The following is an 11,746-nucleotide window of genomic DNA, read 5'->3' on the forward strand; positions in this document are numbered from 1 at the left end:
GGTGCTCACCAACGATCAAGGCCGCGCGCAAATCACGCTGACGTTGGGCGCAACCTCGGGCTTGTACAATAACAAAGTGCAGGCGCGCGCGTTCAACGGCTCGTTGGAGCTGCAAAATTCTCCGATCATATTTGTGGCCACGGCCACGCCCAGCAATGCGCGCGCGATGTCGCTGCTCGCGGGCAATCGCCAGCAAGGTTTGGCCGGTGAGCCTTTGGCAGAACGCTTGCGCGTGAAAGTGGTTGATGGCCAAAATAACCCGATCAAAGATCATCCGGTGCGCTTCCGCTCGAACGGCGCGGCAAACGGCACGTTTAGCAAAACCGGCGCGACCGATACCACGGCCATCACCGATGCCAACGGCATTGCGCGGGTGACGTGGATTCTCGGCAGCACGATTTTGCCGGACAGCCAGAGCGTCACGGTGAGCGCGAATGACGGCATTCAAAACTTGCAAGGCTCGCCCGCGACGTTCAAAGCCGCGGCGATTGCGGGCTTGCCGAACGCGGTCACCTCGACGATCACCGCCACCGGCCCGGTTGCAGCCAACGGCCAAAGCCGTTCGAACATCACGGTTACCGTCAAGGATAAATTCGGCAACGTGATTGCCGACAAGCCGGTGCAGCTCATCGTGTCCGGCACGAACAATGACATTCAACAAACCGGCGCCACCAACGCGCAGGGTGTTGCCACCGGCTCTCTGGCTTCGACTAAAGCTGAAGTGAAAGTTATCACTGCCAAGGTCGACGGCGTGTACGAGATCAAACCCGGCGCGAATGTGCGCTTCAACCCGCTCGCGGCAACGCAAATGGCGGTGCTCGGCGGCCACAGTCAAACCGGCAATGTCAACACCGCGCTGGCGGAGCCGTTGCGCGTAAAAGTGTTGGATCAGTTCGGCAACGGTGTATCCAATGTTCCGGTTGATTTCACCATCGAGGCCGGCGGCGGGCGTTTGCTCGACTCCTCGCCCGTGGCAACCGACACCAACGGTGTGGCGAGCATCACGTATGTGCTCGGCTCGAACACCGGCGAAAATCGCGTGCGATCTTCCTCCTCGGGCTTGCTGAATTCGCCGCTGATCTTTGTGTTGAACGCGGTGAATAATCCCGCGCGCAACCTGCAGTTGATTTCCGGCAACAACCAAACCGGCGTGATTTTGGAAAACCTCCTGCAGCCGCTGGTGGTGAGTGTTACGGATAACGACAATCGTCCGGTGGCAGGTAAGCCGGTCAAATTTGAAGTCACGTTCGGCGGCGGCCAGGTTAACGGCGGCCAAAGCGCGACAGTGAACAGCGATGAATTCGGCCAGGCAAAAGTCACGTGGCGGCTCGGCCCGAGCGCGGGCTTGAATGTCGCGCGCGCCAGCGGCACGAATTTGAGCAATTCTCCCATTGATTTTCAAGCGCAAGCGCGCACCGGCCTGCCGGCGAACCTGGTGCTGGTAAGCGGCAACAATGTCGCCGGCCCGGTGAATCAGCAAGTGGCTGTGCCGCAAGTGGTACGCGTAACCGACGCCAACGGCAATGGCATCGACGGTGTGCCGGTGATTTTCGAATTGGTGCAAGGCACGGGTCAGCTTTCCAGGGGTTTTGTGGCCACGGAGACCGGCGGCTTCGCCTCGACGCAAATCACCTTCGATAGCCAGAGCGGTGCGCGCAAGATTCGCGCAAGCTCGAATGGTCTGGCAAACTCTCCGGTGTTCTTTACCGTGACGGCGACGCCGAGCACGGCCACGGCCATGCAGGCGGTGAGCCGCACGAATAATCAAACCGGCACTGCCGGCCTGCCGTTGAATTTCCCGCTGCAAACATTGGTTACCGATGCCTTCGGCAACCCGATTGCCGGTGTAGCAATCAACTACGTCGTCAAACAAGGCGGCGGCAATTTTGCGGGACAGGCGGCGGCGACAGTCACCACCAACAGCCTCGGCATTGCACAAGTGCCGTGGACCGTGGGCGCCGGCGCTAATGCTGCCGAAGCTCTCGGCACCGGCTTGCTGGGCTCGCCGATTGAGTTCAAGGCGACCGGTGTAAGCAACAACAACTTCCCGATTTTTGTCGATGTGCCGAATCAAACCGCCATCGAGGGCGATCGCATCGAATTCGTGGTGAGCGCTTCGGATGCAGACAACGATGTGTTGCGCTACGGCGCTTCGAATCTGCCGCCCGGGGCCGTGTTTGATTCGCTCGGTACCCGCATTTTCACCTGGCAAACGGATTTGAACAGCGCGGGCCGCTATGACGTCAGCTTCTTTGCGTATGATACGCGCGGCGGTAAAGATGAAGAGATCGTGATCATCGAGGTCGCGAATCGCAATCAACCGCCGGAGATCGTCAGCCGCGTGCCGGCGCAACAAGATTCCGTCGTGCTCGGCGGCAAATTTACCATGCGCCTCAACGCCACGGACCCGGATGGCGATCTGTTGAGCTACCGCTGGTATCTCAATGGCGAGTTGACCAGCGCGCTCACGAATACCTTCGACTTCGACAGTCAAATCAAATTCAACTGGGTCGAGGCCTGGGTGTTCGATCAGGAAGACACAGTGAAATCCTATTGGGTCATCAAAACGCCGGTGGAATTGCAAACCTTCAGCGCCACGCTGGTGGAAGGCAAAGGCGTGCGGTTGGATTGGGTCACCTCCAGCGAAAGCGACAACGCCGGCTTCAATCTCTTGCGCAGCCGGTCGCGTGACGGCCAGTATGAGAGCATCAGCATGCAAATCATCGCGCCCAGCCTTGACGGCAAGTACACGTTTCTCGACGCCGAGGTTGAGGTCAACGCGCGTTATTTTTATAAACTCGAAGACATCGATCTCAATGGCAACATTAATGTACACGGCCCGGTGGAGATCACTGTTGCGCCGCCGGCGAAGTTCGATTTGAGCCAGAACTTCCCCAACCCGTTCAACCCGTCGACGAACATTCGCTATCAATTGCCGCAGGATGCGCGGGTGAAGCTGGTGATCTTCAATGTGCTTGGCCAGGAAGTGCGCGAGTTGGTGAATACCATCGAGAAGGCCGGCTATCACACGGTGGTATGGGATGGCCGCGACCAGCGTGGAAATCTGGCGCCCACGGGCATTTATCACTACCGCCTCGAAGCCGCCGGCCAGGTGATGGTGAAGCGCATGGTGCTGGCAAAGTAAGCAGTGGCCGGACGAATCGTCGCGTCAACCATCATGAATTTAGAATGGTTAATTTTTAATTGATAATTCTCGATTAACCATTAACAATTGACCATTCCCAGTGTGTGTGTTGCATTCACGCGATCCCTCTGAAAAACAAAATCCCATCGTGTCAAACTCGACGCGGTGGGATTTTTTATTGGAAAAAGCCCTTGCACAAAGGCAAATTTACATATAGATTCCCGTCATGAAAGTTGAAACGACAATCTCACTGGCGCCCGAGCTTTTGCACGAACTCGATCGTATCCTGGCAAACAATGGCCACGGTTCGCTTTCAGAACTGATTGAGGAGGCGTTGCGCAGCTTTCTGCTGCAGCGGGAACAAGCGGTGCGGGGCAGCGATGATTTGGAGTTGATCAACCGAAATGCTGTTCGCCTGAATCAAGAAGCGAAGGACGTACTCACGTATCAGGTGGAGTGGTGAAACGAGGGGATTTATATCGCGTTTACAAGGGCACTGAGCGCGATCCCAAAAAGGCTCGTGTCTTTGTCATCGTTAGCCGGCAGGTGTTGATCGACTCGTGCTTTTCAACCGTGATTTGTGCGCCGGTTTATTCCGTGCATGACGGTCTCTCAACTCAAGTCGAGGTAGGAATAGATGAGGGATTGAAACACATTAGTGGTCTGTCACCTTAATTTGTATGAGTGCCTCTCGAAATGTCATCCAGACGGGATCTAGTGAAGTACTCGGCATTAGGCCTAGAACTTCACAAGGTCCCTCCGGGATGACAGAACGAAGAGGGATATATTTTTTAAGGTAACAGTGCACTAGCCGAATACATTGCGATGAATTGATTAGCATTCCAAAAGCAAAACTCACTGACTATATTGGTTCGTTATCGTCTGCAAAGATTGCTCTGCTTGACTTAGCCCTGCAAGAGGCCTTGGCGTTGCACTGATGTTTCGATTTTGACGACAATGTCTCAGCAGTTTTCTAAAAATTGAAATCCCACGGCGTCATATTTGACGCGGTGGGATTTTTTTTGGAAAAAGCCCTTGCACAAGCAATTTATTAAATTTAGATTCGATGAATCACAGTATGGCTTGCTTGTTTGATGATTCAAAATTAAATGGCCTCGACAACTCATGCTTCCAGAAAATATTTTACCGCTGCTGGGCCTGGCGCGGCGCGCCGGCAAAATCGTGATCGGTCATGACGCGGTTCGCCGCGTCGTGCGCGAACACGGCCGGGAGATTCTCCTCATTTTTGCTGAAGATGTCGCGGCGGCCGCCCGGCGGCGTGTGTTATATGGCGCTACGGATGTCCGCCAGTTGACTGCGGCTACGAAACAAGAATGGGGCAACTACTGGGGACGGCCCGAGGTCGGCGTGTTTGCGGTGACGGACAAAAATTTTGCGCAAGGAATTTTTGACAAAGCCGGAACGGCGCAGGATGGGTAACAAGGTTTCACTCAGCTCCTCTGAGAATCGCTCAAGCACAATCGCCGAACGCAAAGCGAGCCTGCGCGCGCATCTCAAAAATTTACGCCGGAATTTTTCGCAGCCGGAGCGACAACCGGCGAACGCCGCCATTTTTGCACACACCATGAGTTTGCCGGAATACCGCGCGGCCGAGGCGATTCACACCTTTGTCTCGTGGCGCGATGAAGTTGATACGCATGCAATCATAAAGGCCTCGTTCGCCGCAGGCAAGCGTGTTGCTGTGCCGCGCGTGCCGCCGGACAAATCACAATTGGAACATTATTTCATTTCCGATTTTGCGGCCCTGGTTCCCGGAACGCTCGGCATTCTCGAACCCTCGTCCGGCCCGGGAGTGCAGTCGATTCCGGCAAACACGCACGTCGATGTGATTTTCGTGCCGGGACTCGCTTTCGATCGCAGCGGAAACCGTTTGGGATACGGCCGGGCGTACTACGATCAGTTTCTCGCAGAAACAAAAGCGCTCAAAATCGGCCTGGCGTTCGCGCTGCAAATTGTGGAGGAGGTTCCGGTCGCGCCCCACGATCAGCGTGTTGACCTGATTATCACCGAGCAGGAAGTGATTCGAACCGCAATGGAAAATGCGCCTCAGCGTCGATAACGCAACCCGGCGCCAACACTGCAACGAGTACACTGTTGTCTTGAAAAAGACATCCATTCTTGCTTGTCATCCAGGGAGCTTGTGAAGTTACAGGCATTATGCCGAGTACTTCACAAGATCCCGCCCGGATGACATTTCAGATGAACCGCTCGTATAGATCAAGGTGACAGCGTACGAGTATACTGGTAACTTAATTTTTGTAGTCTCGCCCCCTTGTAGGGCGTTGTCGGAGCCAATAAATTCGCGGGTCGCATCAATGCCCCACAAGGGGGCAGGACTACGAAATCAGAGTAACAGCCCACGAGAAAAAAGCTTTTTCGTTTGTTTCGTGGTTCACCAAGGAGCAACCTAAATCTACAAACAAAGCCTTGACCGGCTCATGATCATAGCCTCACCTTCAACCAGGAAAGTCATATGCAAATCGGAATTGTCGGCCTGCCCTTTGCAGGAAAAACCACAATCTTCTCCACGCTGCTCAAGCACAAAAGCACGGAAGCCGGTTTTCACAAACCGGAGATGGAGCGCGGCGTGGTGAAAGTGCCGGATGAACGTCTCGATCGCTTGACCGCGATGTTCAATCCCAAGAAAAAAGTCAACGCGGTGATCGAGTATGTCAAAGTGCAGGGCGTTGACAGCGGCGGCGATAAGCCGCTGGCGTTGTCCGCGCAATTTTTGGCGAATCTCAAAAATGTCGATGCCATCATGGTCGTGGTGCGCGATTTCGAGAATGAATTGGCGCCGCATCCGCTCAATCGCATCGATCCCAATCAGGACATTCGCTTCATCAACAGCGAGTTTTTGATCAGTGATCTCAGCGTAGTCGAGACGCGCATCGAGCGCCTGGAAAAAGGCCTGGCGAAAATCAAGGACGAGCAGCAGGCGCGGGAACTGGCGTTGATGAAACGTTTTCAACAGCAGCTCGAGCAGGAGAAGCCGCTGCGTGAAATGGAAATGCACCCGGACGAGGAAAAGATGATTCGCGGCTATCAGTTTCTCACGCTCAAGCCCTTGCTCTATGTCATCAACATCGCCGAGAGCAAGATTGCGCAAGCCGCGGAAATCGAAAAGAGCCTCGCTTCTCACTTAACGCCGCATTGCGCCTTGACCTCATTGAGCGCGGAAATCGAGCTTGAAATCTCAGAATTGAGCGAAGAAGATGCGGCCGTGTTCATGGCAGATTTGGGCATTCAAGAGCCGGCGCTGCACAAGCTGATTCGAACCTCGTATGAATTGCTCGGCTTGATTTCATTTTTTACGGTGGGTGAAGATGAATGCCGCTCGTGGACGATCCGGCGCGGCACTAAAGCGCAACAAGCCGCCGGCGTGATTCACTCGGATCTCGAAAAGGGCTTCATCCGCGCTGAAACCGTGCATTACGAAGATCTCATTGCGCAGGGCAACATGCACGCCTGCCGCGACAAAGGCCTGCTGCGGTTGGAAGGAAAAGAGTATGTCGTGAAAGACGGCGATATTTTGAATATTCGCTTCAATGTGTGACCGAGGAGGTGGAGCCGGCTAGCAGTTCTTATGCCCCAAGCAATGGGTTATACAAAGAGAAAACGGAGATACCCCCCTTAACCTGAATTATTCATAAAACCTCAACCACGAAGGCACAAAGGCACGAAGAACAAAAACTTTTTAAACCGTGGCGGTAAAAAACTGAGTTTTTGCCGTCAAGTGTTCGTGCTTATCAAAAATCAAAGCTTTGGGTCGTGGTGCCATCGTTGTTAAGAATAATTCAGGTTTAAGAAAATCTCCGTTCACTCTGTTTTCTCGTGTTAAACTGGCTTTGAAAAGCCAAACCTCTTGCTACCAGACACTTTTTCTTTAGCCACGGATGAACACGGATTTTCACTGATTTTTTTCTATGTCTTGTAATAGTTTCTTTCAAAAAATCTCTGAAGCGTCTGAAATCCGTGTAGATCCGTGTAAATCAGTGGCTAAAAGTCCTATTTCTGAAAAGTGTCCGGTAGCAAAGCCAAACCTCTAAACTAAAATTTGGAGGCTGCCGATGGAAAGAATTGGTCGCAACGTGCCGTGTCACTGCGGTTCGGGGAAGAAATACAAAAACTGCTGTTTGCCCAAAGATCAAGCCACGCTCGGCCTTCCCAATCGCGCCGACATGCCGTACGCTCTGCGCATGAAGGTCGGCGTGCGTTATGACCCCGAAGCCCGCGGTTTTGTCGTTTTCGTTCACTCGTGGGGCAACATCGAATGCCGCGGCGAGCCGCAGGAATATCGCTATGACGAAGTCTTTGCGTGCGAGGAAGACGCCCTGCACTATTACAAAACCAAGATCGCCCCGGAGCTGAAACGGGTCATGGAACAAGGTGCCGCCCAGCAAAAGGGCACGGCATTCATTCATCGGCAATTGGAATGAGACAGATTCAATGAAACGGGAGCAATTCACAAAAGCAGGTGTTTCAAAATCGCCCTTTCATTGAGCCGCGAAATTATGTCACCACTTCGTGGTTTCATGAAGAAAAAAACGTCAAATGACTATAATCATGACATCCCTGCGGGATTTTCCGAGCCGACAATCCCGCAGGGATGAAATGATTATAGAAAGATAGCCCAAAAGAGCAGGATAAAACCCTGCAAGGGTGGCATATTTACTGTTGGGCGTGCTTGAGAGCATCTTCAATGTCAACGGCGCGCCCAAGCATGAAATCGTTTTTGTCTATGACGGCCGCTTTGTGGAGGAATCCGTCTACGCCCTGCCGGCATTGCATGGCCGTGAAGCGAACGGCGACCCGTTGCGCGCCACCTGGCGAGCGCTCGAGGCATTCGATGAAAATCATCGTCTGGCGCCGGAGGGGTTGCGGGTGTTGCTTTCATCAACTCAATAAGTTATCTTTTGCGTGCCGTGCAAAGATATCTTGTTGAAACGATCTCCAATACGCATGAGGCTATACGATGAAAGACTGGAGAAATTCTGAGGCAGTCGAACGCCATCCCGAGCGCGTCAGCGGTGCATGGGTGTTTCGCGGCACCCGGGTGCCCGTGTCTGCCCTTTTTGAAAATCTCAAGGATGGAGCCTCGATCGATCAATTTCTAACCTGGTTTCCCGGCGTTCAGCGTGCGCAAGTGGAAGCGATCTTGGATTATGAAATTGCGCAGCTAACCGAACCCCTCGACCAATGAGAATCTTATTCGATCAGGGCACACCAGCACCACTACGCCGATATCTTGCAGAACACGACGTCGATCTAGCTTATGAGCGGGGGTGGTCAAAGTTGTCGAATGGCGAGTTACTCTTCGCCGCCGAGAATGAGGGTTATCAACTCTTGATAACGACGGACCAGAACTTGCGCTACCAACAAGATATTTCCGGCCGGCGGCTCGCCGTTCTCATTCTTCTTTCAACTTCTTGGCCACGTATTCAACTTCGAGTTGATGCTATTCAGGCTGCAGCCGAAACAGTCGCCCCCGGCAGCTACAAAGAAATTCCAATCTAAAACAAATTCGTCAACCATTTGCATCTTTCCGGCCATTGAACGGGGATCAACCGTGACCACTGAACAAGCTCCTGACGCCATCCTCGACCTCCTCGCGCGCTTTGAGCGCAATCGCGAAACCTATCAAGCCAACGCCTACAACGAAACCCAGCTCCGCCGCGAGTTCATCGATCCCTTCTTTGCCGCGCTGGGCTGGGACGTGGACAACAAACAGGGTTTTGCCGAAGCCTACAAAGATGTGATTCACGAAGACGCCATCAAAATCGGCGGGGCCACCAAAGCGCCGGATTATTGCTTTCGCATCGGCGGCACGCGCAAATTCTTCGTGGAAGCCAAAAAGCCCGCCGTCAATCTCAAAGACGAAGTCAGTCCCGCGTTTCAATTGCGGCGCTATGCCTGGTCCGCCAAACTGCCGCTCAGCATTCTCACCGACTTTGAAGAATTCGCGGTGTATGATTGCCGCGTGCGGCCCGCGAAAAACGACAAGCCGGCGGTGGGTCGCATACTTTTTCTCAATTATCAAGACTATGCCGCGCGCTGGGAAGAGATCAGCCGCGTTTTTTCCAAACAGGCTGTGCTCGAAGGCGCGTTCGATAAATATGCGGAAACCACCAAAGCCAAAAAAGGCACGGCCGAAGTTGATGCCGCTTTTCTCAAGGAAATCGAAAGCTGGCGTGAGGCGCTGGCCAGAAATATTGCCTTGCGCAATCCCAAGCTCACGCAGCGCGAATTGAATTTCAGCGTGCAGCGCACCATTGACCGCCTCATCTTTTTGCGCATTTGCGAAGATCGCGGCATCGAAGATTACGGCGCGCTGCAAGCCCTGCTCAACGGCGAGCGCGTGTATCCGCGTTTGCGCGATTTGTTTCATCGCGCTGACGAACGCTACAACTCCGGCATTTTTCATTTTCAAAAGGAAAAAGACCGCCGCGAAGAGCCTGACGAGCTGACGCTGCGTTTGCAAATCGATGACAAGCCGCTCAAAGACATCATTCGCAGCCTGTATTATCCCGACAGTCCCTATGAATTCTCCGTGCTGCCCGCGGATATTCTCGGCCAGGTGTATGAACAGTTTCTCGGCAAAGTGATTCGCCTTACCTCCGGCCATCAAGCCAAAGTGGAAGACAAGCCCGAGGTGAAGAAAGCCGGAGGGGTTTATTACACGCCCACCTACATCGTCGATTACATTGTCAAGAACACGGTGGGAAAATTATTGGAAGGCAAAATCCCGAAACAGGTTGCCGGGGTTGGGGCGCACGGCCGTGCGCCGCTACGAATTTTAGATCCCGCGTGCGGCTCGGGCTCGTTTCTGATCGGCGCATATCAATATTTGCTCGATTGGCACCGCGATTGGTACGTGAACGACGGGCCGGAGAAACACGCTGCCGGCAAGCGCCCGGAATTGTATCAAGCCGGCAAGGGCGATTGGCGTTTGACCACCGCCGAGCGCAAGCGCATTTTGCTCAACAATATTTTCGGGGTGGATATTGACCCGCAAGCCGTGGAAGTGACCAAGCTGTCGCTGTTGTTGAAAGTTTTGGAAGGCGAGAACGAACAAACCATTTCCCAGCAGCTCAAATTCTTTCACGAGCGCGCCCTGCCCGATCTCAGCAGCAACATCAAATGCGGCAACTCGCTGATTGGCCCGGATTTTTACGAGCAGCAGTTGAATCTAATCGATGACGAAGAACGCCTGCGCATCAATGCGTTTGATTGGCAAGCCGAGTTTGCGGAGATCATGAATGCGGGCGGATTTGATGCGGTGATTGGGAATCCGCCGTATATTCGTATTCAAACCATGAAAGAATGGGCGCCGGTGGAGGTTGAAGTTTATAAACAAAGCTACCAAGCTGCCAGTGCCGGCAACTACGATATCTATGTTGTGTTTGTCGAAAAGGGATTGGGATTATTGAACAAGAGCGGACGATTGGGCTTTATTCTCCCGCACAAATTCTTTAATGCCAAATATGGTGAAGCACTGCGTGCGTTGATTGCCAAAGGCAAGCATCTCTCGCATGTCGTTCATTTTGGTGATCAACAAATTTTCGCCGGCGCGACGACTTACACATGCTTGTTGTTTTTGGATAAAGCCGGACGTGACGAGTGTCACTTTGTGAAAATTGATGATGTTGAAAGTTGGCGAATCGAAAACAAAGCTGTCGAAGGTAAAATCGCTGCGTCCAGCATTGCTTCGGCGGAATGGAATTTTGCGGTGGGAAGAGGTGCAGATTTATTTGAAAAGTTTGGCCGCATGCCTGTAAAGCTGGGTGATGTGGCTCAAAGAATATTTCAGGGTTTCAAAACTGGTGCGGATTCAGTCTTCATTTTAGAAGAACACTCTAACGGGAAATATTACTCCAAAGCTCTGGAGTCAGTGATTCATATCGAAACAAAGTACCTTCGGCCCTTATATAAATCGGGCGAAATGAAACGTTACTATTTACATAAAAATTCGCGTTTCGTGATCTTTCCTTATCGAGATGGCACTTTAATTGGATGGAGAGAAATCTCTGCAAAAGCGCCAAAGACTGCTGAGTACCTAAGATCGTGCAAGGAAATTTTGGCTAAACGTGAAAAGGGGCGTTGGGCCGGAGAACAATGGTATTGTTATAGTCGCAATCAAGCGCTTGAGGTTGTCTCAAATGCCAAAATACTGACGGCTGATTTGAATCCATCTGCAAATTACTGTTTTGATGAATTGGGAAAAGCTTGTTTCCCAGGCGGAGCGGCGGGCGGCTATGGGATTATTCTTAACCAGAGCGAGTATTTGTATATCCTTGGTTTGCTAAATTCAAAGGCTGTTGATTACTACCATAAACAAATATCAACGAATTTTCGCGGTGGATGGTATGGTTATGACGCTAAAGTGATTCGTAACATTCCAATCCGCACGATCAACTTCTCTGACCCCGCCGACAAAACCCGCCACGACCGCATGGTGGCCTTGGTCGAACGCATGCTCGCCCTGCACCAACAACTTGCCGCCGCCAAAGTCGGCCACGACAAAACCGCCCTGCAGCGCCAAATCGAAGCCACAGACAAACAAATCGATCAACTCGTTTA

General features: G+C 52.7%; 9 protein-coding genes and 3 pseudogenes. All 12 read left to right on the forward strand.

Going from position 1 to position 11,746, the window contains the following annotated elements; all coding sequences use genetic code 11:
* Positions 1 to 3,145: T9SS type A sorting domain-containing protein (locus FBQ85_18360; GenBank protein ID MDL1877099.1), on the forward strand; the 3,145-nt coding region annotated here is incomplete at its 5' end.
* 226 nt (positions 3,146 to 3,371) lie between these two features.
* Positions 3,372 to 3,608 (forward strand): ribbon-helix-helix protein, CopG family, encoded by a 237-nt coding sequence (locus FBQ85_18365; GenBank protein MDL1877100.1) that lies wholly within the window; start codon positions 3,372 to 3,374, stop codon positions 3,606 to 3,608.
* A pseudogene (locus tag FBQ85_18370) lies at positions 3,605 to 3,799 on the forward strand (type II toxin-antitoxin system PemK/MazF family toxin). Before FBQ85_18365 ends, FBQ85_18370 begins: the two are co-directional and overlap by 4 nt.
* 155 nt (positions 3,800 to 3,954) lie before the next feature.
* Positions 3,955 to 4,083: pseudogene (locus tag FBQ85_18375) on the forward strand (type II toxin-antitoxin system PemK/MazF family toxin).
* 187 nt (positions 4,084 to 4,270) lie between these two features.
* Positions 4,271 to 4,585 carry a hypothetical protein gene (locus FBQ85_18380; GenBank protein MDL1877101.1) on the forward strand — a complete coding sequence of 105 codons (315 nt, stop codon included), beginning with the start codon at positions 4,271 to 4,273 and terminating at the stop codon, positions 4,583 to 4,585.
* Positions 4,578 to 5,225, forward strand: coding sequence for a 5-formyltetrahydrofolate cyclo-ligase (locus tag FBQ85_18385; GenBank protein ID MDL1877102.1), 648 nt, complete (start codon positions 4,578 to 4,580; stop codon positions 5,223 to 5,225). The genes FBQ85_18380 and FBQ85_18385 overlap by 8 nt, the downstream gene beginning before the upstream one ends.
* Before the next feature lie 414 nt (positions 5,226 to 5,639).
* A complete protein-coding gene (ychF, locus tag FBQ85_18390; GenBank protein MDL1877103.1) occupies positions 5,640 to 6,722 on the forward strand; it encodes a redox-regulated ATPase YchF in 1,083 nt (360 codons plus the stop codon).
* 514 nt (positions 6,723 to 7,236) lie between these two features.
* Positions 7,237 to 7,317 (forward strand): annotated as a pseudogene (locus tag FBQ85_18395) (hypothetical protein).
* A 511-nt stretch (positions 7,318 to 7,828) separates the two neighbouring features.
* A complete protein-coding gene (locus FBQ85_18400) occupies positions 7,829 to 8,074 on the forward strand; it encodes a hypothetical protein (protein ID MDL1877104.1) in 246 nt (81 codons plus the stop codon).
* 67 nt (positions 8,075 to 8,141) lie between these two features.
* Positions 8,142 to 8,369 carry a DUF433 domain-containing protein gene (locus FBQ85_18405; GenBank protein MDL1877105.1) on the forward strand — a complete coding sequence of 76 codons (228 nt, stop codon included), beginning with the start codon at positions 8,142 to 8,144 and terminating at the stop codon, positions 8,367 to 8,369.
* Positions 8,366 to 8,683 (forward strand): hypothetical protein, encoded by a 318-nt coding sequence (locus FBQ85_18410; protein MDL1877106.1) that lies wholly within the window; start codon positions 8,366 to 8,368, stop codon positions 8,681 to 8,683. The genes FBQ85_18405 and FBQ85_18410 overlap by 4 nt, the downstream gene beginning before the upstream one ends.
* Positions 8,622 to 11,746, forward strand: a 3,125-nt coding sequence (locus tag FBQ85_18415) for a restriction endonuclease subunit M (protein ID MDL1877107.1), incomplete at its 3' end; no start/stop codon positions are given. The genes FBQ85_18410 and FBQ85_18415, both read left to right, overlap by 62 nt.

The organism is Cytophagia bacterium CHB2 (assembly GCA_030263535.1).
Taxonomy (GTDB): domain Bacteria; phylum Zhuqueibacterota; class Zhuqueibacteria; order Zhuqueibacterales; family Zhuqueibacteraceae; genus Coneutiohabitans.

Bases quoted from the DNA above. Each gene is read 5' to 3' on its own strand.
- FBQ85_18365 (MDL1877100.1), top strand. From the start codon at position 3,372: ATGAAAGTTGAAACGACAATCTCACTGGCGCCCGAGCTTTTGCACGAA.
- FBQ85_18380 (MDL1877101.1), top strand. From the start codon at position 4,271: ATGCTTCCAGAAAATATTTTACCGCTGCTGGGCCTGGCGCGGCGCGCC.
- FBQ85_18385 (MDL1877102.1), top strand. From the start codon at position 4,578: ATGGGTAACAAGGTTTCACTCAGCTCCTCTGAGAATCGCTCAAGCACA.
- ychF (MDL1877103.1), top strand. From the start codon at position 5,640: ATGCAAATCGGAATTGTCGGCCTGCCCTTTGCAGGAAAAACCACAATC.
- FBQ85_18405 (MDL1877105.1), top strand. From the start codon at position 8,142: ATGAAAGACTGGAGAAATTCTGAGGCAGTCGAACGCCATCCCGAGCGC.
- FBQ85_18410 (MDL1877106.1), top strand. From the start codon at position 8,366: ATGAGAATCTTATTCGATCAGGGCACACCAGCACCACTACGCCGATAT.